Annotated in this window: 31 protein-coding genes; 21 read left to right on the top strand and 10 right to left on the bottom strand. The window is 71.9% G+C overall.

Going from position 1 to position 26,967, the window contains the following annotated elements; translation table 11 throughout:
• Position 1: 1 nt before the first annotated feature.
• Both ACZ43H_RS13255 and ACZ43H_RS13250 read right to left on the bottom strand, forming a co-directional pair.
• A complete protein-coding gene (locus ACZ43H_RS13255) occupies positions 2-1,672 on the bottom strand; it encodes an ATP-binding SpoIIE family protein phosphatase (protein WP_464583455.1) in 1,671 nt (556 codons plus the stop codon).
• A gap of 70 nt (positions 1,673-1,742) precedes the next feature.
• Positions 1,743-2,231, bottom strand: a complete 489-nt coding sequence (locus ACZ43H_RS13250) for a hypothetical protein (protein WP_464583453.1) — start codon at positions 2,229-2,231, stop codon at positions 1,743-1,745.
• Positions 2,232-2,375: 144 nt separating this feature from the next.
• Here ACZ43H_RS13250 and ACZ43H_RS13245 point away from each other — a divergent pair, with 144 nt between their 5' ends.
• The 7 genes from ACZ43H_RS13245 (at position 2,376) to ACZ43H_RS13215 (ending at position 8,854) form a co-directional block, all read left to right on the top strand.
• On the top strand, positions 2,376-2,939 hold the full coding sequence (locus ACZ43H_RS13245) for a DUF1269 domain-containing protein (protein ID WP_464583451.1): 564 nt from the start codon (positions 2,376-2,378) through the stop codon (positions 2,937-2,939).
• 55 nt (positions 2,940-2,994) lie between these two features.
• Positions 2,995-4,392: a M15 family metallopeptidase gene (locus ACZ43H_RS13240; protein WP_464583449.1), complete on the top strand. Its 1,398-nt coding sequence runs from the start codon at positions 2,995-2,997 to the stop codon at positions 4,390-4,392.
• A gap of 61 nt (positions 4,393-4,453) precedes the next feature.
• Positions 4,454-4,876, top strand: a complete 423-nt coding sequence (locus ACZ43H_RS13235; RefSeq protein WP_464583448.1) for an HIT family protein — start codon at positions 4,454-4,456, stop codon at positions 4,874-4,876.
• A gap of 88 nt (positions 4,877-4,964) precedes the next feature.
• Positions 4,965-6,116, top strand: coding sequence for a hypothetical protein (locus ACZ43H_RS13230; protein WP_464583446.1), 1,152 nt, complete (start codon positions 4,965-4,967; stop codon positions 6,114-6,116).
• A 61-nt stretch (positions 6,117-6,177) separates the two neighbouring features.
• Entirely contained in the window at positions 6,178-6,945 is a 768-nt protein-coding gene (locus tag ACZ43H_RS13225) for an SDR family NAD(P)-dependent oxidoreductase (protein ID WP_464583444.1), read from the top strand.
• Positions 6,946-7,238: 293 nt separating this feature from the next.
• Positions 7,239-7,724 carry a C40 family peptidase gene (locus ACZ43H_RS13220; RefSeq protein ID WP_464583442.1) on the top strand — a complete coding sequence of 162 codons (486 nt, stop codon included), beginning with the start codon at positions 7,239-7,241 and terminating at the stop codon, positions 7,722-7,724.
• Between the two features lie 116 nt (positions 7,725-7,840).
• Complete coding sequence (locus tag ACZ43H_RS13215) at positions 7,841-8,854, top strand: DUF3048 domain-containing protein (protein WP_464583440.1); 1,014 nt, start codon at positions 7,841-7,843, stop codon at positions 8,852-8,854.
• Between the two features lie 3 nt (positions 8,855-8,857).
• On the opposite strand, the gene ACZ43H_RS13210 is transcribed toward ACZ43H_RS13215, so the two are convergent.
• A complete protein-coding gene (locus tag ACZ43H_RS13210; protein WP_464583438.1) occupies positions 8,858-9,538 on the bottom strand; it encodes a TetR/AcrR family transcriptional regulator in 681 nt (226 codons plus the stop codon).
• A 131-nt stretch (positions 9,539-9,669) separates the two neighbouring features.
• Between ACZ43H_RS13210 and ACZ43H_RS13205 the strand changes: the two genes are divergently transcribed.
• Genes ACZ43H_RS13205 through ACZ43H_RS13185 form a run of 5 tightly spaced genes read left to right on the top strand, consistent with a single transcriptional unit; the run spans position 9,670 to position 13,614 of the window.
• Positions 9,670-10,200 (top strand): hypothetical protein, encoded by a 531-nt coding sequence (locus tag ACZ43H_RS13205; RefSeq protein ID WP_464583436.1) that lies wholly within the window; start codon positions 9,670-9,672, stop codon positions 10,198-10,200.
• A gap of 51 nt (positions 10,201-10,251) precedes the next feature.
• Positions 10,252-10,809 carry a YqgE/AlgH family protein gene (locus ACZ43H_RS13200; RefSeq protein ID WP_464583434.1) on the top strand — a complete coding sequence of 186 codons (558 nt, stop codon included), beginning with the start codon at positions 10,252-10,254 and terminating at the stop codon, positions 10,807-10,809.
• Positions 10,810-10,836: 27 nt separating this feature from the next.
• Positions 10,837-11,100 carry a DUF3039 domain-containing protein gene (locus ACZ43H_RS13195; RefSeq protein ID WP_379181302.1) on the top strand — a complete coding sequence of 88 codons (264 nt, stop codon included), beginning with the start codon at positions 10,837-10,839 and terminating at the stop codon, positions 11,098-11,100.
• Entirely contained in the window at positions 11,097-12,923 is a 1,827-nt protein-coding gene (locus tag ACZ43H_RS13190; protein ID WP_464583432.1) for a DEAD/DEAH box helicase, read from the top strand. The genes ACZ43H_RS13195 and ACZ43H_RS13190 overlap by 4 nt, the downstream gene beginning before the upstream one ends.
• A 52-nt stretch (positions 12,924-12,975) precedes the next feature.
• Positions 12,976-13,614 (top strand): IclR family transcriptional regulator, encoded by a 639-nt coding sequence (locus ACZ43H_RS13185; protein WP_464583430.1) that lies wholly within the window; start codon positions 12,976-12,978, stop codon positions 13,612-13,614.
• 94 nt (positions 13,615-13,708) lie between these two features.
• Here ACZ43H_RS13185 and ACZ43H_RS13180 read toward each other — a convergent pair whose 3' ends face one another.
• Positions 13,709-14,185 carry an Lrp/AsnC family transcriptional regulator gene (locus ACZ43H_RS13180; protein WP_464583428.1) on the bottom strand — a complete coding sequence of 159 codons (477 nt, stop codon included), beginning with the start codon at positions 14,183-14,185 and terminating at the stop codon, positions 13,709-13,711.
• Between the two features lie 80 nt (positions 14,186-14,265).
• On the opposite strand from ACZ43H_RS13180, the gene hppD reads away from it, so the two are divergent.
• A complete protein-coding gene (gene hppD, locus ACZ43H_RS13175; protein ID WP_464583426.1) occupies positions 14,266-15,510 on the top strand; it encodes a 4-hydroxyphenylpyruvate dioxygenase in 1,245 nt (414 codons plus the stop codon).
• Positions 15,511-15,645: 135 nt separating this feature from the next.
• Here the strand turns inward: hppD and ACZ43H_RS13170 are convergent, their stop codons facing one another.
• Both ACZ43H_RS13170 and ACZ43H_RS13165 read right to left on the bottom strand, forming a co-directional pair.
• Positions 15,646-16,899 carry an MFS transporter gene (locus tag ACZ43H_RS13170; protein ID WP_464583424.1) on the bottom strand — a complete coding sequence of 418 codons (1,254 nt, stop codon included), beginning with the start codon at positions 16,897-16,899 and terminating at the stop codon, positions 15,646-15,648.
• The gene (locus tag ACZ43H_RS13165) at positions 16,896-17,342 is read right to left on the bottom strand and encodes a MarR family winged helix-turn-helix transcriptional regulator (RefSeq protein ID WP_464583422.1); all 447 of its coding nucleotides are present in this window, start codon (positions 17,340-17,342) and stop codon (positions 16,896-16,898) included. The genes ACZ43H_RS13170 and ACZ43H_RS13165 overlap by 4 nt, the downstream gene beginning before the upstream one ends.
• A gap of 96 nt (positions 17,343-17,438) precedes the next feature.
• On the opposite strand from ACZ43H_RS13165, the gene ACZ43H_RS13160 reads away from it, so the two are divergent.
• The 3 genes from ACZ43H_RS13160 (at position 17,439) to ACZ43H_RS13150 (ending at position 21,152) form a co-directional block, all read left to right on the top strand.
• Positions 17,439-17,972 (top strand): DUF1697 domain-containing protein, encoded by a 534-nt coding sequence (locus tag ACZ43H_RS13160; protein WP_464583420.1) that lies wholly within the window; start codon positions 17,439-17,441, stop codon positions 17,970-17,972.
• A gap of 111 nt (positions 17,973-18,083) precedes the next feature.
• The gene (locus tag ACZ43H_RS13155; RefSeq protein WP_464583418.1) at positions 18,084-19,952 is read left to right on the top strand and encodes a bifunctional metallophosphatase/5'-nucleotidase; all 1,869 of its coding nucleotides are present in this window, start codon (positions 18,084-18,086) and stop codon (positions 19,950-19,952) included.
• A gap of 219 nt (positions 19,953-20,171) precedes the next feature.
• The gene (locus ACZ43H_RS13150; RefSeq protein ID WP_464583416.1) at positions 20,172-21,152 is read left to right on the top strand and encodes a type IV toxin-antitoxin system AbiEi family antitoxin domain-containing protein; all 981 of its coding nucleotides are present in this window, start codon (positions 20,172-20,174) and stop codon (positions 21,150-21,152) included.
• A gap of 97 nt (positions 21,153-21,249) precedes the next feature.
• Here the strand turns inward: ACZ43H_RS13150 and ACZ43H_RS13145 are convergent, their stop codons facing one another.
• From ACZ43H_RS13145 to ACZ43H_RS13130, 4 genes are read right to left on the bottom strand one after another with little or no spacing between them, the layout of a single operon-like run.
• Positions 21,250-22,020, bottom strand: coding sequence for an enoyl-CoA hydratase-related protein (locus ACZ43H_RS13145; protein ID WP_464583414.1), 771 nt, complete (start codon positions 22,018-22,020; stop codon positions 21,250-21,252).
• A complete protein-coding gene (locus ACZ43H_RS13140; protein WP_464583412.1) occupies positions 22,013-22,591 on the bottom strand; it encodes an isochorismatase family protein in 579 nt (192 codons plus the stop codon). The genes ACZ43H_RS13145 and ACZ43H_RS13140 overlap by 8 nt, the downstream gene beginning before the upstream one ends.
• Positions 22,592-22,600: 9 nt before the next feature.
• On the bottom strand, positions 22,601-23,362 hold the full coding sequence (locus ACZ43H_RS13135; RefSeq protein ID WP_464583410.1) for an alpha/beta hydrolase: 762 nt from the start codon (positions 23,360-23,362) through the stop codon (positions 22,601-22,603).
• A gap of 1 nt (position 23,363) precedes the next feature.
• Positions 23,364-24,608: a nicotinate phosphoribosyltransferase gene (locus ACZ43H_RS13130; protein ID WP_464590819.1), complete on the bottom strand. Its 1,245-nt coding sequence runs from the start codon at positions 24,606-24,608 to the stop codon at positions 23,364-23,366.
• A 118-nt stretch (positions 24,609-24,726) separates the two neighbouring features.
• Between ACZ43H_RS13130 and clpS the strand changes: the two genes are divergently transcribed.
• The 5 genes from clpS to ACZ43H_RS13105 all read left to right on the top strand — a co-directional run bounded on the left by clpS (position 24,727) and on the right by ACZ43H_RS13105 (position 26,927).
• Positions 24,727-25,023 (top strand): ATP-dependent Clp protease adapter ClpS, encoded by a 297-nt coding sequence (gene clpS, locus ACZ43H_RS13125; RefSeq protein WP_464583409.1) that lies wholly within the window; start codon positions 24,727-24,729, stop codon positions 25,021-25,023.
• Positions 25,020-25,610 carry a DUF2017 domain-containing protein gene (locus ACZ43H_RS13120; protein WP_464583407.1) on the top strand — a complete coding sequence of 197 codons (591 nt, stop codon included), beginning with the start codon at positions 25,020-25,022 and terminating at the stop codon, positions 25,608-25,610. Before clpS ends, ACZ43H_RS13120 begins: the two co-directional genes overlap by 4 nt.
• Positions 25,611-25,653: 43 nt before the next feature.
• Positions 25,654-26,121, top strand: coding sequence for a hypothetical protein (locus ACZ43H_RS13115; RefSeq protein ID WP_464583405.1), 468 nt, complete (start codon positions 25,654-25,656; stop codon positions 26,119-26,121).
• Positions 26,122-26,201: 80 nt separating this feature from the next.
• Positions 26,202-26,630, top strand: coding sequence for a M67 family metallopeptidase (locus tag ACZ43H_RS13110; protein ID WP_464583403.1), 429 nt, complete (start codon positions 26,202-26,204; stop codon positions 26,628-26,630).
• 18 nt (positions 26,631-26,648) lie between these two features.
• Positions 26,649-26,927, top strand: coding sequence for a MoaD family protein (locus ACZ43H_RS13105; protein WP_464583401.1), 279 nt, complete (start codon positions 26,649-26,651; stop codon positions 26,925-26,927).
• Positions 26,928-26,967 lie beyond the last annotated feature (40 nt).

The following is a 26,967-nucleotide window of genomic DNA, read 5'->3' as shown; positions in this document are numbered from 1 at the left end:
CTCAGAGGGGGACGCGCGCCCAGACGGTCTTGCCCTCGAGCTCCTCGCGCACGCCCCACGCCTCGCAGACGGCGTCGATCAGGTGCAGCCCCCGGCCGCCGGTCGCGTCGAGGGCGGAGTCGGTCATCGTCGGCAGCCGGTGTCCGCGATCGAACACCTCGACCAGCACCGAGTCGCCGGTCGTGTCCAGCGTGACGTCCACCGGCCCGTCGCCCTGCCGGACGGCGTTCGTGACGAGCTCGGACACCACCAGCAGCACCAGGTCGGCGGCGTCCTCGGGCACCCGCCGGGCGAGCCACCCCGACGCCCACGAGCGCGCCAGCGGCACCGACATGGGCTGCGCGGGCAGGGAGCGCTGGGCGCGCCCGGTCTCGGCGTCCGGTGACGGCGGGACCCGGGCGGCCAGGACGGCCACGTCGTCGCCGCGGTTGCCGGCGGGCAGCAGGTCCAGGGCGGTGTCCAGGACCCGCGAGGGCCCGGAGGCGGCGGGCAGGGTCTCCAGCAGCACCCCGAGGCGGTGGATGCCCTCTTCGATGTCCCAGGTCCGGGTCTCGACCAGCCCGTCGGTGTAGAGCAGCAGGACCGCGTCCGGGGGCAGCTGGGTGCTGCGCTCCTCCCAGCGCTGGCCGATGCCCAGCGGCGGGCCGGTCTCGACCTCCATCTGGTGCAGGTCGATGCCCTCCTCGGTCATGCCCATGACCACGGGTGGGAGGTGGCCGGCGCACGCGGCGGTCGCCAGCCGGGACTGGACGTCGAGGTGGACGACCAGGACGGTGGCCAGCAGGTCGCTGCCCAGCCGCTCGAGGTAGTCCGCCGCTCGCGCCAGGACACCGGCCGGCGGATGGCCGTCGGTGGCCGCGGCCCGGACCACGGTGCGCAGCTGGCCCATCAGCGCCGCGGCCTGGACGTCGTGTCCCTGGACGTCCCCGACGACCAGGACCATCCCGCCGTCCACGGTGATGGCGTCGAACCAGTCGCCGCCGACGTGCACGCCGGGGTCGCCTGTGCGGTACTGCGCGGCCAGCTCGACCTCGCCGATCCGGAGCGGGATGTCGGGCAGCAGGCTGCGCTGGAAGGCCAGGCCGAGCGCGCGCTCCTCGGCCAGCTCGCGCTCCAGCTGCTCGTCGAGCCGGCTGCGCTCGACCGCCCGGGCCACCGTGCGCACCAGCACGTCGATCAGGGCGAGGTCGCTGGCGCCCGGCCGCACCGGGGTCGGGTAGTACATGGCGAAGGTCCCGAGGACTCGTCCGCCGACGCCCACGATCGGCGTCGACCAGCAGGCCCGCAGCCCCGCCCGGAGCGCGAGCTCTCGGTAGTCGTCCCACAGGGGATCGGTCTCGATGTCCTCGACGATGACCTGGCGACGGCGGTACGCCGCGGTGCCGCAGGAGCCCACCGACGGGCCGATCTCGACTCCGTGGATCGCCTCGTTGTACCAGTCGGGCAGGCTCGGCGCCGCGCCGTGCAGCAGGTGCTTGCCGGACTCGTCGAGCAACAGGATCGAGGCGTAGAGCCGGCCCGTGGACACGCGCTCGACCACGCGCAGCAGAGACTCGAGGGCGCGCGGCAGGTCGTGGCCGGCGACCACACCTGCGAGCAGCTCCAGCTGGGCAGCGAGCAGCAGCGTCTCCCGACCCTCGGCCTCACGGGGGAACTCTGTGCTGAGAGTCATCGCTCGTCGACTGTACGCCCCGACGCGTCCCCGGCCCACGGCCTGAGCCAGGGCCCCGGACGGTGACGCGTCAGTGCAGGAGGGTCTTCAGCACGACCATGACGACGCCGAAGGCGCCGGCCACCGTGGTCGAGAGCAGCCGTTCGGGCAGGGTGAGCTTGCCGTCCTGGCCCATCCGCCAGCCGGCCACGCACAGGATGAGGGTGCTGCAGCCGAGGGCGGTCAGCACGGCGGTGTCGAGCTCGGCGCCCAGCAGGCTCATCGAGGAGAGGGTGAGGAGCGGCAGCAGGGTCGCGGTCACCATCTCCCAGCCGGTGGTCAGCGCCTGCCGGACGTGGGCCCAGGTCGGCCGGTGACCGCTGTGGATCCGCTCGGCCACCAGGCGCGAGTACCGCTCCGCCACCCAGTAGATGGTGAGCGTGACGAGCACGGCGACGTCGAGCGCGATCGCCGACTCCGGGTGCGCCGAGACCATCACCGCGGATCCCACGATCACCCCGTAGATGCCCGCAGCGGTCCCCTCCTCCGCAGCCGTGCTCTCCTCCGTGGGGGCGGCCATGACTGCGCAGGCTACGAAACCGGGCCCGTCGCCGGATCCCCCGCAGGGGATGAGCCGGGCCGAGCCCATCCGGGGCGGGCGATGCGCCACGGGAGGTCCCGTGTCGACGATGGGCGCGACCCGTTCACCCAGAGAGGCAGGCAGATGGCCAAGCAGGAGAAGGACACCCTCTACGTGATCGCCGCGGCGTACGACGACGTCGACGCAGCGGTGGCGGACTACGAAGCGGTCAAGGCCCTCTACCGGGAGGTGAAGTCGTCGCACGACTTCGACGCTTCCGTCATCGCCAAGGACGAGAACGGCAAGGTCAAGATCGTCAAGAAGCACGAGCAGCCCACGCGGCACGGCGCCGCCAAGGGGCTGGGCTGGGGCCTCGCGGTGGGCGTCACGGCAGCACTGTTCCCACCGGTCGCCATCGGGATCGTCGGCGCCGGAGCCGGGGGAGCCGCGATCGGCGCGGTGGCCGGGCACGCCTCGGGCGGGATGTCCCGCGGCGACCTCAAGGACCTCGGGGAGACCCTGGACGCCGGCCAGGCCGGCCTGATCGTGGTGTACGAGACCAACCTGGCCGACCAGATCGCCGCCAACATCAAGGCGGCCAACCGGATGGTCTCGCGGGCGACCGACATGGCGGCGGACCAGCTCGCCGAGGACATGAAGGCCGCGGAGAAGGAGGAGCGGGAGGCAGCGTCGAAGGCATCCGCCTGACCCGCGCCGCGACGTGTCGCCGGGCGGACCCCGGCGACTGCGGCAGAATGCGCGCATGCGACCCGGGCCCCGCATCGCCGCACTCTGTCTCGCCGTCCTCGTCATCACCGGTCTCGGCAGCGCTCCGGCGCAGTCCCAGGAGCCGGTGCCGACGACGCTGACCATGACCGCGCGTCCGGTGCACGCCGACCAGACCACCGCGCTGGAGGTCGACCTCGTGCAGGAGGCCGACGGCGCCCCGGTGGTCGCTGCACCGGTCACGGTGGAGCGGCGCACCGACGGCGCTTGGGCGCCGGTGGCCACGGTCGTCACCGACGACGCCGGTCACGCCGAGGTCGACGCCACCCTGAACCGCACCGCCTCGAACAACGTGTTCCGGGCTTCGTACCCCGGCGACGCGGCGCACGCCCCCTCCGCCACCGGGCGGGTGCCCGTGGCCCTGGTGCGCCGGGCCAGCCGGGTGCGGATCGTGGGGCCGGACCGGGTAGTCGACGAGAAGCGGCTCAGCCTGGAGGTCCGCTGGGACACCGGCAACGGCACCCCGGTGTCGGGCCGGGTGCGGGTGTTCCGCCGCAACGGTGACGGCCCGTGGCGGCTCGACCGCACCCTCACCACCGACGAGGACGGACGCGCCCGGCTCTCCAGCAGGCCCCGCACCGACACGCGCTGGCGCGCCGAGGTGAAGAGGTCCGACTGGTACCGCGCGGACACCAGCCCCGTGCACCGGGTCGACAACCTGCCGCCCGGGGTCCCGGTCAAGCTGCCCGCCGCGGCGCCGCGCCCCCGCGTCCGGGTCCCGGCCCAGCCCCACGCGGTCGGTGCCGGCCCGAACGTCACGATCACCCGGGTGCCGCAGCGGGTCTGGGACCGGATGACCGGGATCAGCTGGCGAGCGGGCTGCCCCGTCGGTCGTGCCCAGCTCCGCTACGTCCGGATCAACTACTGGGACTACCAGGGGTACCGCCGCCGCGGCGAGCTGGTCGCCAACGCGGACGCCGCCGGCCGGATCGCGGCCGCGCTCGCCGACATGTACGCCGCCGAGCTGCCGCTGCGCTCGCTGTACCTCGTCGACCGCTTCGGCTACTCGAAGCGGGTCAAGGGCGGCAACGACCTCCGCTCGATGGCGGCCGGCAACTCCTCGGCGTTCAACTGTCGCGACGTGGTGAACCGGCCGGGCGTCCGCTCGCCGCACTCGTGGGGGCGGGCCCTGGACCTCAACACCTGGGAGAACCCCTACCGCTCCGCGCGGGGCCTGGTCCCGAACTCCTGGTGGCAGTCTCACTCCCACCCCCGGGTTGCCTGGCGGTCCCGCTCGCACGCGGTCGTGAGGATCATGCTCGCCCACGGGCTGCGCTGGACCTACGGGCTCGGCGACACCCAGCACTTCGACGCTCCCGCGGGCAACGGCCGGTTCATGGCGCGGCCGCGGGGCTGCGACGGCGTGTGCGAGTGATCGCCCTCCTCCTCTCCGGCCCGGTCCCGGGGCTCTTCGAGGCCCGGGTGGGACACGCCTGATGGCCGCCGAGGGCTGCGTGTTCTGCGCGATCGCCGCTGGTGAGGTCGAGGCCGACCGCGTGCTGGATACCGAGGAGCTCGTGGCCTTCCTCGACCGGCGCCCGGTCTTCAAGGGTCATGTGCTGCTGGTCCCGCGCGAGCACGTGGTGACGCTGCCCGACCTCCCCGCAGCCCTGCGGGACCCGTTCCTGGCCGCCGGGCAGCGGCTCGCCACCGCCATGGTCGAGGGGCTGGGCGCCCAGGGGTCGTTCGTCGCGATGAACAACACCGTCAGCCAGTCCGTGGCCCACCTGCACCTGCATGTCGTGCCCCGCACCAAGGGCGACGGCCTGCGCGGGTTCTTCTGGCCCCGGCACACGTATGCCGACGACGCCGAGCGGGCGGCGTACGCAGCCCGCCTGCGTGCCGCGCTGGACCGGTAGGACGCGCGCGCGGGATCGGCAGGACGCAACCTTCTCGGCCGAACCCGCGTCTCCCTGTCGTCACAGCACCACTCCTCGGGAGGCACCCATGTTCCTGCGCACGATGCTCGCCACCGCCGCGATGACCGCCGCGACGACCGTCGGCCTGGTCGCCGGCCAGGTCGCCGCCGACCCGGCCACGGCCGGTCCGGGGCCGACGGCCGCGACGGTCGGCTCGACCGAGGCCGGGCCCGGGTGGTACCTCGCCACCGTCGACCACGGCCGACGCGGCGACTACGGCATCGAGCCACGGCGCCAGCGCCTGGTCCTGGTCAGCCCCGAGGGAGAGCGGACCCGGGTGTGGGGCAAGGACCTGGGCCGGCACGGGCGCGGGAGCTTCCAGCTCGTCGACTGGTCCGCCGACGGGCTGACCGCGCTGGTGGTCGTGGACGCGGGGATGGCGAACCAGAAGGCGCTGCTCGTGGACGTCCCCACCGGCTCGACCACGGCCGTGCCGCTGGGGGAGTCGGTGGCCACGGTCCTCCTCGACAGCGCCGGCGGGCTGCTCGCCACCGGCTACTCGAACGGCGACCACCGGGGAGCACCGGTGTGGCGGATCTCGCCGTCCGGCGAGCGCACCCGGTTCGGGGCGCGCGTCGACGGGCCGGTCCTGCCGTCGGCCGACGACAGCCGGCTGGTCACCGGCAGCGCGGACTGGGCGGGCACCGGCATCCGTGTCCTGGACCGGGACGGTCGGCTGCAGCAGCGCATCTCCACCAGCAGGCACTGCACCCCGGTGCGCTGGTGGGACGCCACGACCGCCCTGGTGCAGTGCTGGCGCCGCACCGGCCCCACCCTCTCGTTGGTCGACGTGGCCACCGGGGGGGTGACCCCGCTGACGCACCCGCACGGTCGGGACAGCATCGACCTCGGCGACCTCGACGCCCGCCGGGTCGACAGCGGGCTGTACCTCCAGGCGTCCGGGCCCTGCGGCTACGTCTTCCTCGCCCGCCAGCTCGCGGACGGGTCGGTGAGGAAGGTCAAGGTGCCCCACGCCGCCGGCAACGTCCTGCTCCTCGGGGCCGAGGACGACGAGCTGGTGATCGAGCACGCGATCAGCTGCGACGGTGCGACGTCCGGATCCGCCCTGAGCCGATTCGACCCGGTGACCCGCGACGAGCACGTCCTGATGACGCTCGGCGAGCGGGAGGCCTTCGCGCGGATCCTGCCGTTCGGCGAGCAGCAGGCCTCGGCGTACTGACCCGCGACCGCCCTCTACAGTGTGGGGCGCTGAGACACCCCCACCGAGTCGAGGAGTCATCATGGGCCGTTTTGACGGACGCGTCGCTGTCGTCACGGGAGCCGCTCGCGGCATCGGGTTCGGGACCGCCACGCGGTTCGCCGAGGAGGGTGCCTCGGTCGCGATCATCGACCTCGACGAGGCCTCGGCGGCCGAGTCGGCCGGCCGGCTCCCGCTCACCGAGGGCGCCAGGGCGATCGGCATCGGCTGCGACGTCAGCAACGCCGAGTCCGTCGACGCCGCCGTCGCGCGGGTCGTGGAGGAGCTCGGCGGCATCCACATCCTGGTCAACAACGCCGGCATCACCCGCGACAACCTGCTGTTCAAGATGACCGAGGACGACTGGGACCTGGTCATGAACGTCCACCTCAAGGGTGCGTTCCTGATGACCCGGGCCGCGCAGAAGCACTTCGTGGAGCAGAAGTACGGCAAGATCCTCAACCTCTCCAGCGTCTCCGCGCTGGGCAACCGCGGCCAGGCCAACTACTCCGCGGCCAAGATGGGCGTCCAGGGCTTCACCCGGACCCTCGGCATCGAGCTCGGCCCGTTCGGCATCAACGCCAACGCGATCGCGCCGGGCTTCATCGCCACCGAGATGACCGACGCCACGGCCGCGCGGCTGAAGATGGACGTCGAGGAGTTCCGCCGGCTCAACGCGGAGGCGAACCCGGTCCGCCGGGTCGGGTTCCCCGAGGACATCGCGGCCGCCGCGGCGTTCCTGTGCAGCGACGAGGCGTCGTACATCACCGGCCAGACGCTGTACGTCGACGGCGGCGCCAAGCTCGGCTGACGGCTCCGGCCCACGGCCGTTCCCTCCCCAGATTGGGGAGGGGACCTTCCTCGCGGCCCGCTGATCGGGTTAGCCTGCCGGGTCGCCGTAGGCGGCCGGCCCGGGTACGCCGAGTCCTGCCCGCCCGGGTCGCCCCGGAGCACCGAGGGCGGGAGCGGGGGACCCACAGGTCCCACCGCCGCAACTCGGATGCGGCTCGGGGTGAAGCCGGCGCCTCTCGGGCGGGCCCGGCGGAGGACTTTCCACCTCCAACCCGACAGCTGACCTCGCAGGCGTGGGAAAGGCCCGTCCCAATGTCCGCACGCCTGCGCGCGCTCGTCGCGCTGCCCGTACTCCTGCTCGGCCTGCTCACGGCCCTCGTCGCCACCAGCGTCGTCACGGCGCCGACGGCCGATGCCGCCACCCGCAACCAGCGGGTCCTCCATGCTCGGACCATCGCGCTCCACCAGCTCGGCGACCCCTACCGGTACGGCGCCGCCGGGCCGCGGGCCTTCGACTGCTCGGGGCTCGTCTACTACAGCTACCGCCGCGCCGGGCTCGCCGTGCCCCGCACCTCCCGTGCCCAGGCGGCGCGCGCCCGGCACATCCGCCGGTCCCGCATGCACCCGGGCGACTTCCTCTTCTTCACCGGCAGCGGCGGGGTCTACCACGTGGGGATCTTCCTGCGCCGGGCGCACGGCCACGTGGTGATGGTGCACTCGCCACGTCCCGGCGAGCGGGTCCGGCGTGAGGTCCCGTGGACCAGCCACTGGTTCGCGGGCACCCTGCGCGGTCGGTGAGCCGTGGTCGGCTGCTAGCGTCCCGGACCGTCCGGCGCGGGCGCGCCTCCCCTCGAGGGGCGTCGTTCCCCGGCACACTTGAAGTCGACCAGTTCACTAGACGAACGGAGCCCATCGTGCGCCGTGCCCCCCTGCCCGCCGTCCTGATCGCCGCCAGCCTCGTGCTCGCCGGCTGTGGCGGTGGAGACGACGACGCTCCCGCCTCGGACAGCTCGCCGGCCGCGCAGAAGGTCGCCGGTGGCTCCGAGCTGGACTCCACCTGGCCGCTGACCGGCCTGCCGGTGTCGGGCGACCAGAGCGCATCCCAGGACCACCCGGTGCTGGTGGCGAAGATGGACAACACCTACTCCAGCGCGCCGCAGATCGGCCTCTCGAAGGCGGACATGGTGGTCGAGGAGCTCGTCGAGGGCGGCCTGACCCGGCTCGCCGCGTTCTTCTACTCGCAGGTCCCCGGTGACGTCGGTCCGGTGCGGTCGATGCGGGCCAGCGACATCGGCATCGTCTCGCCGGTCGACGCCGACGTGGTGACCAGTGGCGCGGCGGGCAAGACGATCGCGCGGATCAAGGGCGCCGGCATCACCTTCTTCCAGGAGGGCGCGAAGGGCTTCCACCGCGACTCCGGCCGCCACGCGCCGTACAACCTGATGGCGAACCTCGGGGAGGTCGCCTCGGTCATCAAGCAGGACGAGGCCCGCCCCGACGACTACCTGCCGTGGGGCGACGAGAAGGACATGCCCAAGGGCGTCCCGGCGAGCACCGTCGCGGCGTCGTTCTCGGGTGGGCACACCACCAACTGGACCTACCGCGACGGCGGCTACGTCAACGAGAACACCTACGCCGCCGACGGCGACGAGTTCCCGGCGGACACCGTGCTGGTGCTGCGGGTGCAGATCGGCGACGCGGGCTACCTCGACCCCGCCGGCAACCACGTCCCCGAGACGAAGTTCACCGGCAAGGGCGCGGCCATGCTGTTCCACGACGGCCGGATGGTGCGCGGCACCTGGTCCAAGGACGACCTCGGATCGCCGATCGAGCTGTCCACCAAGGGCGGCGACCTGACCGTCCCGGCCGGTCACACCTGGATCGAGCTGGTGCCGGCCTCCGGCGGGAACGTCACCTTCAAGAAGTAGTCGTCACTCGCTGCCGGGCAGCTCGACGCCGGTGTCGGCCAGCGTCTGGAAGCCCGCGAGGATGAACCCGATCGCCGTCTCGACCCTGGTCGCGGCGGCGATCGGGTCCTCTGCGCTCGAGACCGACTCGCCGGCCGACGACATCGCCCCGAAGAAGATCCGGGCGAACGTCTGGATCATGTCCTCGTCGAGCTCCCACGTGCCGGCGCTCAGCACGGCGCGCACGATCTCGAGGACGTTGGCGAACGTCGAGCGCTCCTCCTGCTCGCGGTAACGCTCGTAGCCGAGGACCGAGGGGCCGTCCTGGATCACGATCCGGCGGTAGCGGGGCTCCTGGACCTCGGTGAGGAACGCCCGCAGCCCGGCGCGCGCCTTCTCCCACGGGTCCCGGTGCCCGCGCAGGGACTTCTGGATCGTCCGGGACGCGTCGGCCTCCACGCGCTCGAACACCGCCTCGAAGAGCGCCTGCTTGCCGCTGAAGTGGTGGTAGAGCGCGCCCTTGGTGACCTGGGCGCCCGCGACGATCGCGTCGAGGGAGGTGGAGGCGTAGCCGTTGGCGGTGAACAGCTCCTCGGCGACGTCGACGAGCGCCCGCTTCGTGGAGGCGGAGTACTGCTGGCGCCGACTCGTCCCCGAGACCCCGGGGACCTTGGGGACGAGCTTGGAGACCGAGGACTTGCTCATCCGCGCAGTTTAGGGACCGGGCAGGGGGTCGGGTGACTGGCCTCACCGCGCGCCGCTTTGCATACCGTCGGTACGTGACCGTACTCTGAGTACGTACCAACGGTATGTAGGTGATACGCAAGGAGCCGACCATGACCTGGAAGTCCTTCCACCACCGCGGAGAGATCCTCCGCACCGTCATCGAGACCGCCGACCTCCGCCGGGACGGACTCCTCCCCATGGACGTCGACGGGGTCGCGGAGACCTTTGGTGACGAGATGTCGTTGCTCGGCGCCCTCCAGCTGCGCTGGCACACCCGCCTCGCCGGCCGGATCGAGCGCGAGCTGATGGACCAGCCGATGGACCTCGAGCGGGCGGTCGTGGCCGCCTGGCAGGGGACCGCGGAGGAGATGCCGGGCGTGCGCGCGGTCGTGGACCACTACCGGGCCGAGCCGCTCGACGCGCGGATGGCCGAGCTGATGGACCGGGCGGCCGCCAAGGAGCACGTCCTGCTGGCCGTGATGGCCGGCCGGGTCAGCACCCAGGACGCGACCGCCGCGCGGGTGGGCGAGACCATCGAGCACGAGGCACGCGCCACCCGCCGTCCCGCCCCTTCCGTGGGCGACGCCGACCCGGCCGCACCGGGACTGCTCGACCGGATCAAGGCCGCGCTGGCCGCCTGACCCCGGCCCGTCGACGTGGCCGACCGGCCGCCCGTGGGCGATGATGGAGACATGACCGAGGTGCGCGCCGGCATGCTGCTGGTGGCCACCCCTGCGCTCCTCGACCCCAACTTCGCCGACACCGTCGTGCTGCTGCTCGACGTCGACGACAACGGCGCCCTCGGCGTGGTCCTCAACCGGCCCTCGGTCGTCCCGGTCGCCGACGTGCTCGGCGACTGGGGTGACGTGGTCGCCGAGCCGGAGGTGCTCTTCCACGGAGGACCGGTCAGCACCGAGGGGGCGCTGGCGGTCGGCTGGCTGCGCGCCGAGGACGACGTACCGGTCGGGTTCCGCGAGGTCGCGGGGCAGCTCGGCCTGGTCGACCTCGACACCCCGCTGGAGCTGCTCGACGGGTCGTTGGTGGGGATGCGGATCTTCGCCGGGTACGCCGGCTGGGGGGCCGGCCAGCTCGACGCCGAGGTCGAGGAGGGCAGCTGGTACGTCGTACCCGCCCAGCCCCGCGATGCCTTCCGGATGGACCCGGCCGACCTGTGGCGCGACGTGCTGCGCCGGCAGCCCGGCGAGCTCGCGTGGCACTCCACACGTCCGGTCGACCCTGAGCTCAACTGACCCGGACCTGAACTAGAGTGGGGCCTCGTGACCACCATCGGATTCTCGACAGAGACAGACGTCCGGGAGGACCGACGTACCGTCCCGACCGATGAGGGGGACCACGAGCGGTTCTCGCACTTCGTCGACAAGGACAAGCTGACCGAGGCCATGGTCATGGGCACGCCCGTCGTGGCCCTGTGCGGCAAGGTGTGGGTGCCCAGCCGGGCCCCGGAGAAGTACCCGGTCTGTCCGGAGTGCAAGGAGGTCTGGGAGTCCATGCGCGACGACGCGGGCGAGGGTGACGAGTGACGGGACGGCCCCACCAGGACCCCGCCCACCCCAGCTCCACCGCGCAGGACCAGCTCGAGATCGACCCCGCACTCCCGCCCGCCTATCCCGACCGTGCGGCGTGGGGGACGGCTCCGTCCCTGCGCGCGTGGCAGGCGGCGGCGATGCACAAGTACTTCGCCGAGCAGCCCCGTGACTTCCTCGCCGTGGCGACGCCGGGCGCGGGCAAGACGACGTTCGCGCTGACGGTCGCCGCCGAGCTGCTCGGCCGGCGGCTCGTCGACCGGGTCACGATCGTGGCGCCCACCGAGCACCTCAAGGTGCAGTGGGCCGAGGCGGCGGCCCGGGCGGGCATCCCGATCGACCCGACGTACTCCGCCGGCAAGGGCAGGACGTCGAAGGACTACGTCGGCATCGCGGTCACCTACGCCGGTGTCGCGGTCAACCCGCTGGCGATGCGGATCCGCACCGAGAACTTCAAGACCCTGGTCATCCTCGACGAGGTGCACCACGCGGGTGACGCGCTGTCGTGGGGCGACGGGGTGCGCGAGGCGTTCGAGCCGGCGGCGCGCCGGCTCGCGCTGACCGGCACGCCGTTCCGCTCCGACGTGAACCCGATCCCGTTCGTGACCTACGCGCCCGGCGAGGACGGCATCCCGCGCTCGGTGGCCGACTACGCCTACGGCTACGCGCACGCGCTGGCCGACCACGTCGTGCGTCCGGTGCTGTTCATGGCCTACTCGGGCGAGATGCAGTGGCGGACCCGCGCCGGCGACGAGATCGCCGCCCGGCTCGGTGAGCCGTTGACCAAGGACATGACCGCGCAGGCCCTGCGTACCGCGCTGGACCCGACCGGCTCCTGGATGCCGTCGGTCCTCGCGGCTGCGGACAAGCGGCTCTCGGAAGTACGCCGGCACGTCCCCGACGCGGGCGGGCTGGTGATCGCCAGCGACCAGGAGTCCGCGCGCGCCTACGCCAAGCTGCTGCGCCAGATCAGCGGCGAGGCGCCCACGGTGGTGCTGTCGGACGAGAAGGCGTCGTCGAAGAAGATCGCGGCGTTCAGCGAGGGGGAGCAGCGCTGGATGGTGGCGGTGCGGATGGTGTCCGAGGGGGTCGACGTGCCGCGGCTCGCGGTCGGCGTCTACGCCACGACGTACTCCACGCCGCTCTTCTTCGCCCAGGCGGTCGGGCGCTTCGTCCGCGCCCGCAAGCGGGGGGAGACCGCGTCGGTCTTCCTGCCGTCGGTGCCGACCCTGCTCGGCCACGCCTCGGAGATGGAGGTCCAGCGCGACCACGTGCTGGGCAAGAAGATCACCGACGAGGGCGACATCTTCGCCGCCGAGGACGCCCTGATGGCGCAGGCGAACGCGTCCGAGAACGCGTCCGCCGAGCTGGAGCTCTCCTTCGAGGCGATCGGGTCGCAGGCGACGTTCGACCGGGTGCTCTACGACGGAGGCGAGTTCGGCCACTCGGGCGAGGTGCACGTGGGGTCGGAGGAGGAGATGGACTTCCTCGGGATCCCCGGCCTGCTCGAGCCCGACCAGGTGCGCGAGCTGCTGCACTCGCGGCAGAGCGAGCGGGCCCGCAAGCAGAAGAGCGCGGCTCCTGCGTCGGAGCCCGACACGGTCGCCCAGCTGTCCACCCACGAGCAGCTCGCGGTGCTGCGCCGCGAGCTCAACGGGCTGGTGGCGGCCTGGCACCACCGCACCGGCCAGGCGCACGGCATCACCCACGCGGCGCTGCGCAAGGAGTGCGGTGGGCCGGCGGCCGCGGTGGCCACGGCCGACCAGCTGCACGCGCGCATCGACCGGCTGCGCGAGTGGGCCTCCCGCAAGTCCTCCTGAGCACGTCGGTCGGCGCGGGCCGGTCCGCCGCGACCGGACCTACACTCGGCACATGCCGGCCGAGACCTCCCAGACGCTCGACCGCGGGCTGCGGGTCCTCGACGTCCTGGCCGGCGCCCCGGGCGGGCTCACGATCACCGAGCTGGCGGCCCGGCTGGCGGTGAACCGGACCGTGGTCTACCGCCTGGTCAGCACGCTCGAGCAGCACGCGCTGGTCCGCAAGGACGGGCGCGGCCGGCTCCACGTCGGCCTCGGCGTGCTGCACCTCGCCTCGGCGGTCCAGCCGGCGCTGCGCGACCTCGCCGTCCCCGTGCTGCGCGACCTCGCCGAGCAGGTCGGCTGCACGGCCCACCTCACGGTTGCCGACGGCGAGGAGGCGCTCGCGCTGGCGGTCGTCGAGCCGTCGTGGACCGACTTCCACGTCAGCTACCGGGTCGGCTCCCGACACCCCCTGCAGCAGGGGGCGGCCGGCAAGGCGATCCTGCTCGGCCGCACCGCCGCCGCCGACCACCCCTACGAGGTGACCGAGGGCGAGCTCCAGCCGGGCGCGCGCGGGCTGGCCGCCCCGGTCCGCGACGTCGAGGGGCTCGAGGCCAGCGTCGGCATCGTCACCCTCGGCGAGCTGGACGTCGCAGCCATCGGCCCCGTCGTGGCGGCGGCCGCCGCCCGGGTCGCCTCCCGCCTGCGCTGACCCTCGTTGAGCTGGGCCGAGATCAGCGTTGAGCCGGGCCGAAATCGGTTGGCTCCATCGAATCAGGCCCAGCTCGAGACCGAATCGGCCCAGCTCAACGGGTGGCGGCCTCCCGCGCCAGCGGCAGCACCCGGTAGGGCACCTGGGTGGCGAGGGCGATCACCGTCGAGCTGCGCACGATCGCCGGGTCCTTGAGCACCAGGTCGATCACCCGCTGCAGGTCGGTGTTGGAGCGGGCGACCACGCGGGCCCACATGTCGCCGGCGCCGGTGATCGTGTGCGCCTCGAGGACCTCGGGGATCGCCGCGAGGTGCCGGCCGACCGTGTCGTGGCCACCGTGGTCGGCGGTGTCCTGGCGGATCTCCAGGGTGAGGAACGCCGTCACCGGGTAGCCCAGCGCGTCGGGGGAGAGCTCGGGACCCCACCCGGTGATCACGCCGCGCTCCACCAGCTTGTCCAGCCGGGCCTGGACCGTGCCGCGCGCCACCGAGAGCCGGCGGGACGCCTCGAGCACCCCGATCCGCGCGTCCTGCGCGAAGAGATCGATCAATCTGCGGTCGAGATCGTCCACCGATCACCCCTCGCTGGGCAAGTTGCACACTGTTTCGTCGTACTGTTGCACACTCTGCGCGCCCTCGACAGGCTGTGCCCATGACTTCCACGGAATCGATGCACGCCCCCGTCGAGCAGGCGTCCACCGGCGGCGCCCTCACCACCGACGAGCTCAAGGCCGACCTGACCCTCGAGCAGCTGCAGCAGCTGGTCGGCCTGGTGCAGTACGACGAGGACAACGACGTCTTCCCGGTGACCGGGTGGGACTCCATCGTCTTCGTCGTGGGCAACGCGACCCAGACCGCGCACTACTACCAGTCCGCGTGGGGCATGCAGCTCGAGGCCTACTCCGGGCCCGAGAACGGCAACCGCGACCACAAGTCCTTCGTGCTCCGCTCCGGCTCGATCCGCTTCGTCATCAACGGCGCGGTCGACCCCGACAGCACCCTGGTCGAGCACCACCGCAAGCACGGCGACGGCGTCGTCGACATCGCCCTCGAGGTGCCCGACGTCGACAAGTGCATCGCCCAGGCGCGCCGCGCCGGCGCGACCGTGCTGCGCGAGCCGGAGGACGTCACCGACGAGCACGGCACCATCCGCATCGCCGCGATCGCGACGTACGGCGAGACCCGGCACACCCTGGTCGACCGGTCCCGGTACGCAGGCCCGTACCTCCCCGGCTACGTCCCCGCCGAGAGCACCTGGGTCAAGCGCGAGGGCGAGCCGAAGCGGCTCTTCCAGGCCCTCGACCACATCGTCGGCAACGTCGAGCTCGGCCACATGGACGAGTGGGTGGAGTTCTACAACAAGGTCATGGGCTTCGTGAACATGGCCGAGTTCATCGGCGACGACATCGCCACGGACTACTCCGCGCTGATGTCGAAGGTGGTCGCGAACGGCAACCACCGGGTCAAGTTCCCGCTCAACGAGCCGGCGATCGCGAAGAAGAGGTCGCAGATCGACGAGTACCTCGAGTTCTACCGCGGCGCCGGCGCCCAGCACCTCGCCCTCGCCACCGGCGACATCCTCGCGACCGTCGACGCCCTGCGCGCCAACGGCGTGGAGTTCCTCGACACCCCCGACTCCTACTACGAGGACCCCGAGCTGCGCTCGCGGATCGGCGAGGTGCGGGTCCCGATCGAGGAGCTGCAGAAGCGCAAGATCCTCGTCGACCGCGACGAGGACGGCTACCTGCTGCAGATCTTCACCAAGCCGCTCGGTGACCGCCCGACGGTCTTCTTCGAGCTGATCGAGCGGCACGGCTCGCTGGGCTTCGGCAAGGGCAACTTCAAGGCGCTCTTCGAGGCGATCGAGCGCGAGCAGGACAAGCGCGGCAACCTCTGAGCCCGGGCGGCGGGCTGGCTCGCCGGCGTACGAAAAAACTTGTAACGCTCCGTTAGGGAGACTCGTGCCCCGTCACAACGGAGCACCTGAGTCCCTAACGGAGCGTTACAAGTTCTCGGTGGCCGCCGAGAACGGTCAGCTCAGGTCGCCGACCAGCTCCGCCTCGGCCTCGTCCCGGCTGTGCGGCGCGGGGGCCTCGCCGCGCAGCGCGCGGGCGATGGTGGGGCTGCCGGCGGCCACGATGACCACGCCGACGGCAACCGCGGCCGCACCGAACCAGAACGGCGCGTGCAGGTCGACGTGCTCGGCCAGCTTGAGGGCGACGTACGGGCCGACGGCGCCGCCGGTGAAGCGGACGAAGGAGTACGCCGCGGACGCGACCGGCCGCTCGACCGGAGCCGCGTGCATGACCGCCTCGGTGACCAGGGTGTTGGTGATGCCGAGGAAGGCGCCGGCCACGACGATGCAGGCGGCGATCACCGGCTCGTGCTCGGCGAAGACGGCCATCACCGCGAGGTCGAGGGCGAAGCCGGCCAGCACTGCGGTGAGGCTGGGCAGGGTGCCGAACGTCCGCTGCAGCCGCGGCGCGACCACCACGGAGGTGATGGCCAGCAGCAGACCCCAGCCGAAGAAGGTCCAGCCGATCTGCATGATGTCGAAGCTCGGCAGCGCGAACGGCCCGGCGGCCATGAGCGTGAAGAAGCCGAGGTTGTAGAAGATCGCGACCAGGGCGAGCAGCAGCAGCGCCGGGTGCCGCAGCGCCCGGAACGGGTCGGCCAGCGACGTGCGCCGCCCCTGCGGCGGGGTGGTCGGCAGGAAGAACGCGGTGGCAACCAGTGCGATGGTCATCAGCACGGCCACACCGAAGAACGGCCCACGCCACGACTGCTCACCGAGCAGGCCGCCGACCAGGGGGCCGGAGGCGATGCCCAGGCCCAGCGCCGCCTCGAACAGGATGATCGCCTGCGCGACCGACCCCTTCGAGGAGCTGACGATCGTCGCGAGGGCGGTCGCGACGAAGAGCGCGTTGCCGAGGCCCCAGCCGGCCCGGAACCCGATCACGGCGCCGACGCTGCTCGAGGAGCCGGCCAGCGCGGAGAACACGATGATGAGGACGAGGCCGGAGAGCAGCGTGCGCTTGGGGCCGATGCGGCTCGAGACGACGCCGGTGACGAGCATCGCGATGCCCATGATCGCCATGTAGCTGGTGAACAGCAGGGACACCTGGCTGGGCGTCGCCTCCAGCTTGACGGCGATCTCCTTGAGGATCGGGTCCACCAGGCCGATGCCCATGAACGCGATCACGCACGCGAAGGCCACGGCCCAGACCGCGCGGGGCTGCTTGAGGAGCGAGCCGGTGGGCTCGCTGGTGGTGCTGTGGGAGGTCACAGGGTGCCTTTCTCGGTGTCGGGTGTGTCGCTGAGGACGTCGCGCAGCACGGCGACGGCGGTGGCGAGGTCCTCGACGGTGTGCTCGTGGTGGTCGGTCAGGCGGGCTGCGACGAGCTCGCCGTTCAGCCGCCGGATCCGGTCCAGCTCGCGCCGGCCGGCCTCGGTCAGCGTGACCACGCTGCCTCGGGCGTCGGCGGGGTTGGGGCGCTTGTCGACCCAGCCCCGCTCGACGAGGCCGGCGACCGCGCCGGACATCGTGGGCTGGGAGCTGCGGTCGGCGGCCGCGAGCTGGGTGATGCCCAGCGGGCCGTACTCGTCGAGGAGCGACAGCACCCGGATGCCGGCGGGCTGCTCGAGGGCCCGGCGTACGGCGCGCACGAGGCGGGCGGCGTACACGACGAGGTCGCTGCTGAGCTCCTGGAGCCGAGGATCGGTGGTCACGTTCCACCACGTTACATCGGAAACCTATGTAAGTGAACGTGATCCCGCGCACGCAGGCTGGCTGCGCCGCGCCTCCCGGTGCGGCATGATCGCGGCGTGGCGACGTACATCGCGTTCCTGAGGGCCATCAACCTCGGGGCGAAGCGCAAGTTCCCGAAGGATGCGATCCGGGCGGCGGTCGAGACGGCGGGCGGCACGCGCGTGGAGACCTACATCAACACCGGCAACGTGCGGCTGGACTCCTCGATGCGCTCACGGACCCGGCTGGAGGCGGCCCTGGAGTCGGCCTTCCTCGAGGACCGCGGCTTCGAGGTGCCGACGATCGTGTTCACGCCCACCGAGCTGCGCGAGATCGCCGAGGACGCCAAGCGGTTCGCCGACGGGCACGACGGGCGGCACTACGTGTCGCTGCTCAAGGAGGAGCCGACGGCCGAGGCCGTGGCGAAGCTGGAGGCCGCCGGAGCGGCGGGGGAGGTGGCCCGGGTGGGCGGCCGCGCCGTGCACCTGCTCCTGGGCGCCGAGTACCACACGGCGACGCTGACCAACACGATCGTGGAGAAGCACCTCGGCGTCGCCACCAACCGCAACCTCACCGTGGTCACCACCCTCGCCGAGCGCTGGGGCGGCTGATCACGCCTCGGTGAACATCTCGTGTCGGTCGCGGCGTGGGTCTTCCGGTTGACCGGGGCCACCGGGTAGAAACTGTCCGGCTCACCCGTCGATCCCTCGGAGGACTTCCGCATGCCCATGCCCACCCCCTCGCGCCGCGCCCTGCTCACCGGAGGTGCCGCGCTCGCGGCGGCCGGGTACGTCGCGGAGCCCGCCCTCGCCGATGCGCGCGACGCTCGCCTGGACCGGCACTACGGCCCGCACAGCAAGCACGTCCGGCTCACCGTCCTGGGCACAACCGACCTGCACGGCCACGTCTACAACTGGGACTACTTCAAGAACGCGGAGTACGACGACAAGGCGCAGAACGACGTCGGCCTTGCCAAGGCCGCGACCCTGATCAAGGCGATGCGCAAGGAGCGCAAGGGCGAGCCGGTCCTGACCCTCGACGCCGGCGACACGATCCAGGGCACCCCGCTGGCCTACTACTACGCGAAGATCGACCCGATCACCGGCGGTGCCGTGCACCCGATGGCGCGGGCGATGAACCTGGTCGGGTACGACGCCGCGGCGCTCGGCAACCACGAGTTCAACTACGGCATCGACACGCTGCGGGCCTTCGAGTCGCAGCTGGACTTCCCGCTGCTCGGCGCCAACGCCGTGGACCACGCGAAGCCGCACCGACCGGTCTTCCGCCCCTACGTCATCAAGAAGTTCAAGGTCGGCGAGGGGCGCGTCCTGAAGGTCGGCATCCTCGGCCTGACCAATCCGGGCATCGCGATCTGGGACAGGGCCAACGTCGAGGGGAAGATGGAGTTCCCCGGCCTGGTCGAGACCGCGAAGAAGTGGGTCCCGGAGATGAAGGAGAAGGGCTGCGACCTGGTCATCGTCTCGGCCCACTCGGGCGCGGACACCTCCTCGTCGTACGGCGACGCCCTGCCGTACCCGGAGAACGCCGCCTCGCTGGTCGCCGAGGAGGTGCCGCACGTCGACGCGATCCTGGTCGGGCACGCGCACGTCGAGATCCCGCAGCGCTTCGTCCGCAACAAGAAGACCGACCAGCAGGTGCTCATCTGCGAGCCCTACTACTGGGGCATGCGCGTGGCCGTCATGGACCTCGTGGTCAAGGAGGTCTACACCCGTCACGGCCGCCAGAAGTGGGCGCTGGTGGCGACCGGCTCCCAGCTGCTGAACTCCAACACCGTGGACGCCGACCCCCGCGTGGCCGCCGCGGTCCAGGGGCAGCACGACACGGTCATCGAGTACGTGAACTCGGTCATCGGCCAGTGCACCGAGGAGCTGCCCGCGGAGCGTGCGCGGGTCGAGGACGTGCCGATCATCGACTTCATCAACTACGTCCAGGCGGGGGCGGTGAAGGCCGGTCTGACCGGCGCCGACGCGGCCCTCCCGGTGCTGTCGATCGCCGCGCCGTTCAGCAAGGACGCCGTCTTCCCGAAGGGGGACATCACGGTCCGGGACGTCGCGGGTCTCTACGTCTTCGACAACACGCTGCTCGGCGTGAAGGTCAGCGGCAAGGACATCCGCGACTACCTGGAGTTCTCGGCGCGCTACTTCAAGCAGGTCTCGGGGACCGGGCCGTTCAAGATCTCCGACCTGACCAACGCCGTCACGCCTCAGGCGCCGGCCCCGAACGGCACGCCGGACTACAACTACGACTGCATCGCCGGCCTGGACGGGCGGCTGACCTACGACATCGACGTCGCGCAGGCCGCCGGCTCGCGGATCAAGAACCTCGCGTACGACGGTGCGCCGGTCACCGACGAGATGCAGTTCGTGCTGGCGGTCAACAACTACCGCCAGTCCGGCGGCGGTGGTTTCCCGGCCGTCTCGACCGCCCCGGTCGTCTACAACCGGCAGAACGAGATCCGCCAGCTGCTCATCGACTGGGTCACCACCAACGGCGTCATCGACCCGACCGAGTTCGCCTCCGTGGACTGGAGGCTGGTCTCGAACGGGCAGGACATCACCATCACGAGCTGAGCCCGGCCCCGCCACTTGTAACGCTCCGTTAAGGCGTCTGGAACCCCGTCACAACGGGGTTTCAGAGCCCCTAACGGAGCGTTACATGTTTTCCGAGGGGCGAGAAACGTCCACAGCCTCGACCCATGCTCCCGCTGTCCACAGCCGCTCGCTCGTGCCCCGCGCAGGGTTCCGGACTCCCGCAGGGTCGGTCTCGTGAATCCCAAGGTGGCCGCACTCATGGCAACGCAGCACGGGCTGGTCCTGCGACGGCAGGTCCTCGCGGCCGGAGTGCCCCCGGAGCGGCTCGACTTGTGGCTGAAGCAGGGCGAGTGGGTGACCGTGCGGCGCGGCGTCTACTGCCTCAGGGTGCTCTGGGACTCGCTGGACGAGTATCGCGGGAAGCCTCTCCTCAGGGTGCGGGCTGCCAGCCTCAACATGTCCACGCCGCACGTGGTCAGCCATGACTCGGCCGCCCTGCTCCATGGGATCCGTCTGCTCCACGAACCGCCGCGCTGGGTGCACATCACCCGCTTCGGCGTTCACGGGTCTCGGACCAAGAACGGGGTCAAGCACCACAAGGCGCCGTTCACGCCGGGACAGGTCGTGCTCGTCGACGACCTGCCCACGCTCGACGTCGCCCGCACCGCTGTCGACATCAGCCGGGAGCACGGGGAGCGGGGAGGCCTGGTCGCGTGCGACTCGGCGCTCGCGATCATCGAGGACCGGAGCCTGCTGTGGGAGGCCGCGGAACCGATGCGCAGCTGGCCAGGCATCACCACGGTGCGCACCTGCATCGAGCACGCCGACTCCGGAGCGGAGCGTGTCGCGGAGACACTGGGCCGCAAGCTGGCCCATGAGCTGAACCTCGGTCCGGTCCAGACCCAGTTCGGCCTGCGGGACGGAGGGCGGGTGGTCTGGTGCGATCTCCGTGTCGGCCGGCACATCATCGAGATAGACGGTCACAAGAAGTACCGCAGGGCGCAGGAGGGCGGTCTCTCGATGGTGTCCGGCGAGGAGGCCCTGTGGCGCGAGAAGACCAGGCAGGACTTCGTCTGCGGCTTCAAGCTCGGCATGTCCCGGGTGACCTGGGCGGAGCTGCAGCTCGACCGCTGGGAATCCACCAGGCTCCGCGTGCTGCGCGAGGCGCTGGACACGAATGCACGGTTCGGGACGTGCATCGACGACCTCGCGGCGTACATCATCCGGCGCGTGCGCTGACGCGCCCTTTCTTGTAACGCTCCGTTAGGGGCTGTGATGCCCCGTTACAGAGGAGCGCCAGAGTCCTTAACGGAGCGTTACAAGTGACCGGCCCGCCTCACTCCCCGCGGAACACCGGCTTCCGCCGCTCCCCGAACGCGCGCATCCCCTCCGCGGCGTCGGCGGTGCGGAGCAGCACCGTCTGGCCGGTCCGCTCCCGCTCCAGGGCGCCCTCGAGCTGGTCGAGCGTGGCCGCGTTGACCGCCTTCTTGGCGGCGGCCAGGGCCAGCGGGGGACCGGCGGCGAGCCGGCGCACCAGGGTCGAGACGAGGTCGGCGAAGGACTCGTCGGGCGCGAGGTGGCTCACCAGCCCGGCGTCGTACGCCTCGCGGGCGCTGAGCGGCTCGGCCAGCAGCGCCATCCGCATCGCCCGCGCCCGCCCGACCGAGGCGGCGACCGTCGCGGTGGCCCCGCCGTCCGGCATCAGACCGATCCGGGCGAAGGCCAGCAGGAAGCTCGCGGACTCGGTGGCCACGACGACGTCCGCGGCCAGCGCCGCCGAGCAGCCCACACCGGCGGCGACGCCGTTGACCGCCGCGACGACCGGCTTGTCGAGCCGGGTGATGGCCCGGACGATCCGGTTGGCCCGGTCCAGCGCCGAGACGTCGAAGTGCTCGTGCGCGTCGACACCGGAGATGTCCGCGCCGGCGCTGAAGGCCGGCCCGGTGCCGGTCAGCACCACGACGCGTACGTCGTCGCGCGCGGTCGCCTCCTCGAGCAGGTCGGCCAGCTCGTCGGCCAGCGCGGCCGACAGCGCGTTGAACACCTCCGGGCGGTTGAGCGTCAGCCACAGCGCGCCGTCCTCGACGCGCACCTCGAGCTCAGCCAACGGTGACGCCCGCGTCCCGCATCGCCACCAGTGCCGCCTCGGTGGTCTCCGGGGCGACGCCCGCACAGAGCCGCGTGAGCACCCGTGTGTCGAAGCCGTTCGCGACCGCGTCCAGCGCCGTCGCCCGGACACAGTGGTCGGTGGCCAGGCCGCAGACGTCCACGTGCGTGACGTCGTGCCGGCGCAGCCAGTCGGCCAGCCCGGCCCCGGAGTCGGTGTGCCCCTCGAAGCCGGAGTACGCCGCCGCGTGGTCGCCCTTGAGGAAGATCGCGTCGAACGGCTGGGGATCGAGGTTGGGGTGGAACGCCTCGCCGTCCGTGCCGACCTTGCAGTGCACCGGCCACGACTCCACGTAGTCGGGGTCGCGCGACCAGTGCGCCCCGGGGTCGATGTGGTGGTCCTTGGTCGCGACCACGTGGGCGTAGTCGGGGGCCTTCGGGTCCTTGGTCACCCAGTGGTGCAGGATCTCGGCGATGTCGTGCGCGACCTGCGCGCCGCCCGCGACCGGCAGCGAGCCGCCCTCGCAGAAGTCGTTCTGCACGTCGACGACGATCAGTGCGCGCTTCACCATGGCCCGAGCCTAGGGTCGCCGCGGCAGCCAGTCGATGACGTCGCGCACGACCGTGTCCCACAGCCCCCACTCGTGGGCGCCCGACCGGTAGTCCGTGGTGACGTCGGCGCCGACCTCCCGGGCACGCTCGACGAAGCGCTCGTTGTGCGGGAAGAGCGGGTCGTCGGTCCCGCAGGACACGTGCAGTGGGGGCAGGTCGGGCACCGGGGCCCGGTCCAGGAGCGCGAACAGGTCGTCCACGGGGCCCGGGACACCGCCGAAGACCTGCTCGAACAGGGCCCCGCGCTCCGACCCCTGGGCCAGCGCCGCGATGTCGAGCGCGCCGGACAGCGAGGCGGCCGCGGCGAACCGGTCGGGGTGGGTGAGCGCCAGCTTGAGCGCGCCGTACCCGCCCATCGACAGGCCCGCGACGAACGTGTCCTCGCGGCGACCCGACACGCGGAAGAACGAGGCCACCACCTGCGGCAGCTCCTCGGACACGTAGGTCCAGTACCGGTGGCCGTGCAGCTCGTCGGCGTAGAAGCTGCGCCCCACGGCCGGCATCACGACCGCCAGCCCCGCCTCCGCGGCGTACCGCTCGATCGAGGTGTAGCGCGTCCAGGCGGTGTGGTCGTCGGAGAGACCGTGCAGCAGGTAGAGCACCGGCAGCTCGTCGCCGCTCTCGGTCGGCTCCACGCCGATCTGTGCGCGGGTCGACTGGGGGAGCACCACCGTCAGCGACGTGCCCATCTCGAGTGCCTCGGAGAACAGGTCGCAGGTCAGGACCGCCATGTCACGCGCCCACGTGGAGGGTCTCGATCACGGGCTCGCCCCGCGACATCTGCTGCGCCTCGAGCGGCAGCTCGGCGCGCGAGCGCTGGTGCCGGTCCCGGGCCGCAGCCAGCGACTCGCGGCCGACCACCTCGCCGTCGCGCACCAGCGGCACGAGCAGCGACCGGTCGTCGCCGTCGTCGACGGGCGGCGACCCGATGCCCACCACCTCGGCCTCGGCCACGCCGGCCGCGTCGCGCCGGCGCAGGGCGTACTTCCGGCCGCCGATCGAGATCTTGTCCTGGCTCTTCTTGGCCACCGAGACCATCGCCCCGGTGTCGTCCTCCCGGGCCACCAGCTTGTAGACGAAGCCGCACGTCGGGTGGCCGGATCCGGTGACGAGCTCGGTGCCGACGCCGTACCCGTCGACCGGCGCGGCCGCCAGCCCGGCGATCGCGAACTCGTCGAGGTCGCTGGTCACGATGATCCGCGTCCCGGTCGCGCCGAGGGAGTCGAGCTGCGCGCGCACCTGGTGGGCGAGCACGCCGAGGTCGCCGGAGTCGATGCGCACGGCCCCGAGCCCGGGGCCGGCCACCTCCACGCCGAGGCGCACCGCCTCGGCGATGTCGTAGGTGTCGACGAGCAGCGTCGTGCCCTTGCCGAGCGACTCGACCTGCGCGCGGAAGGCCTGCTCCTCGGTGTCGTGCAACAGGGTGAAGCTGTGCGCGCTGGTGCCCGCCGTCGGCACGCCGTACCGCTGGCGGGCCGCGAGGTTGGAGCTGGTGGCGAAGCCGGCGACGTACGCCGCGCGGGCGGCCGCCACGGCCGCCTCCTCGTGGGTCCGCCGCGAGCCCATCTCGATGCAGGGCCGGTCGCCGGCCGCCGTGGTCATCCGGGACGCCGCGGACGCGATCGCGGAGTCGTGGTTGTAGATCGAGAGCAGCACCGTCTCGAGCAGCACCGCCTCCGCGAACGGCGCCTCGACGACCAGCAGCGGCGAGTACGGGAAGTACGTCTCGCCCTCCGCGTAGCCCCAGACGTCACCGGAGAAGCGGTACGACGCCAGCCAGTCGAGCGTCCGCGCGTCGACGACGTCCGTCAACGTCGCCAGCACGTCCTGGTCGAAGCGGAACCGCTCGAGTGCGTCGAGAGCCCGCCCGACGCCGGCCACCACGCCGTAGCGGCGCCCCTCGGGCAGCCGTCGGGGGAAGAGCTCGAAGACCGAGCGCCGGTCGGCGGTGCCGGCGCCCAGCGCGGCCTGGAGCATGGTCAGCTCGTAGTGGTCGGTCAGGAGGGCGGTCGACGCGGTCGACGGGGCGGCAGTCGCGGTCACGGCGACCAGCGTAGGGGCCGGGCGTCGAGACGGCGTGTGCCACGATTGTCCTGTGTCTGCCGCCAGTCCGGTCGAGGTCGAGCCGACCACCACTCCCGACGAGGTCACCGTCCCCGCTGTGCCGTGGGTGACCATCGTCTGGAACGACCCAGTGAACCTGATGTCCTACGTCACCTACGTGTTCCAGAAGTACTTCGGCTATCCGAAGAAGAAGGCCGAGAAGCTGATGATGGAGGTCCACGAGGACGGCAAGTCCGTGGTCAGCACGGGCAGCCGCGAGGAGATGGAGCGCGACGTGCAGGCGATGCACGAGTACGGCCTGTGGGCCACCCTGGAGCGCTCGGAGTGACCACGGGTTTCGCGCGCCACCGCCGCAGCGGCCGGGTCATCGCCAACTTCACCGGCTTCGAGGCCGACCTGCTCAGGTCGCTGGCCTCGCAGCTGGTCGAGCTCCTGCGCAACGAGGCGGCCGTCCCGCGCGACGACGTCGACCCGTTCGAGGCGATGATGGACTTCTCCGGCCCCACGGCCGAGCCCGAGGACCCGGTGCTGGCGCGGCTGTTCCCGACCGCCTACCCCGGTGACGAGGAGGCGGCGTCGGAGTTCCGACGGTTCACGGAGGGCGCGCTGCGCGACGGCAAGGCGGCGTCCGCGTGCGCGCTGATCGACGCGCTCGAGGAGGCGGGGCTGCCGCCCGAGCTCTCCGAGGACGGGCTGATGATCGACGTCGAGCTCGACGAGCCGGCCGCCGAGACGTGGCTGCGCTCGTTCACCGACCTGCGGCTCGCCCTGGCCACCCGGCTCGGGGTCGAGGACGGGGACGAGGCGTTCTGGCACTCCCTGCCCGACGAGGACCCGCGCGCGCAGGCCCACGACATCTACGAGTGGGTGGGCTACCTGCAGGAGACCCTGGTCGACGCTCTCTCGCCCCGCTGACCCACCTCCGCGGGCGCCGCCGGCCGGATGGTTGACTTCCGCCATGCGTGCGTCTCGGGGGCTCCTGGCCGTGTCCGCTCTCTGCCTGGTCGCCGCGTTGACCTCGTGCAGCGGCGACGACGACAGCTCCGCGAGCGGCGAGACGCCGGCGGAGAAGCCGAGCCCCACGATGACCGAGGAGGCCCGGGTCACCTGTGACGCCTCGATCGAGCTGACCGGTGACGTGACCGCGTCCTGGAAGGGCGACGGCTTCGCCACGACCGAGAACACGTCCGGCCCGCCGGCCTCCTACCAGGCCGCGGGCAAGGGCTTCTCGCTGTCGATGTACTCGCAGGGCAACGGCTTCGAGACCCCCTCTGCCGTGGTGACGGCCCAGGGTGCGACGTACACCACGCAGGACGCGGACGGGGTCGAGGTCGACGACGCCGGCAAGGGCGGAAAGGTCGACGCGGACGCGCTCGGTATCAAGCCCGACTCGCAGGTGCACGTGACCGCGTCGTTCGACTGCTGAGCCCCGGGCGAGGCGCGGTCCGCACGTCTTGCATGGTGGGCCGGGTGCAGCCCGCTGCGCCGGGCAAATACGCTGGGTCGGTGCTCACCATCGACCAGGCGACGTACGCCGCCATCGTGGCCCACGCGAAGCGGGACCACCCCGACGAGGCCTGCGGCATCGTGGCCGGGCCCGAGGGCAGCGACCGTCCCGAGCGCGTGGTGGAGATGGTCAACGCGGCCGGCAGCCCGACCTTCTACGAGTTCGACTCCACCGAGCTGCTCGACCTCTACAAGCAGATGTGGGCGAACGACGAGGAGCCGGTCGTGATCTACCACTCCCACACCGCCACCGAGGCCTACCCGAGCCGCACCGACATCGGTCTCGCGAGCGAGCCGGGCGCGCACTACGTGCTGGTGAGCACACGCGAGCACGGGAATAACGAGGGGCCTGTGGAGTTCAGGTCCTACAGAATCATCGACGGCGAGGTGACCGAGGAAGAGGTCACCGTGGTGCCGGAGCTGAGCTGAGAACCCAAGGAGTTTTCCATGGCCATCGAGGTCCGGATCCCGACCATCCTGCGCACCTACACCGGCGGCGAGAAGGCCGTCAGCGGTGACGGCGCGAAGCTGAGCGCGCTGATCGACGACCTGGAGGCGAACCACCCCGGCCTCAAGGAGCGCTTGATCGAGGACGGCGACCTGCGTCGCTTCGTCAACGTCTACGTCAACGACGAGGACGTCCGCTTCATCGGCGGTCTCGACGCAGAGCTGGCCGACGGTGACCAGGTCGTCGTGCTGCCCGCGGTCGCGGGCGGGGCGGCCTGACCCTCCCCTTACGGCGTGCCTCCCGGTTCGCCGGGCCGAT

This window comes from Nocardioides sp. DN36 (genome assembly GCF_055380375.1).
The sequence above is the reverse complement of the archived record's forward strand: the minus strand, read 5'-3'. Positions and strand labels throughout refer to the sequence as shown.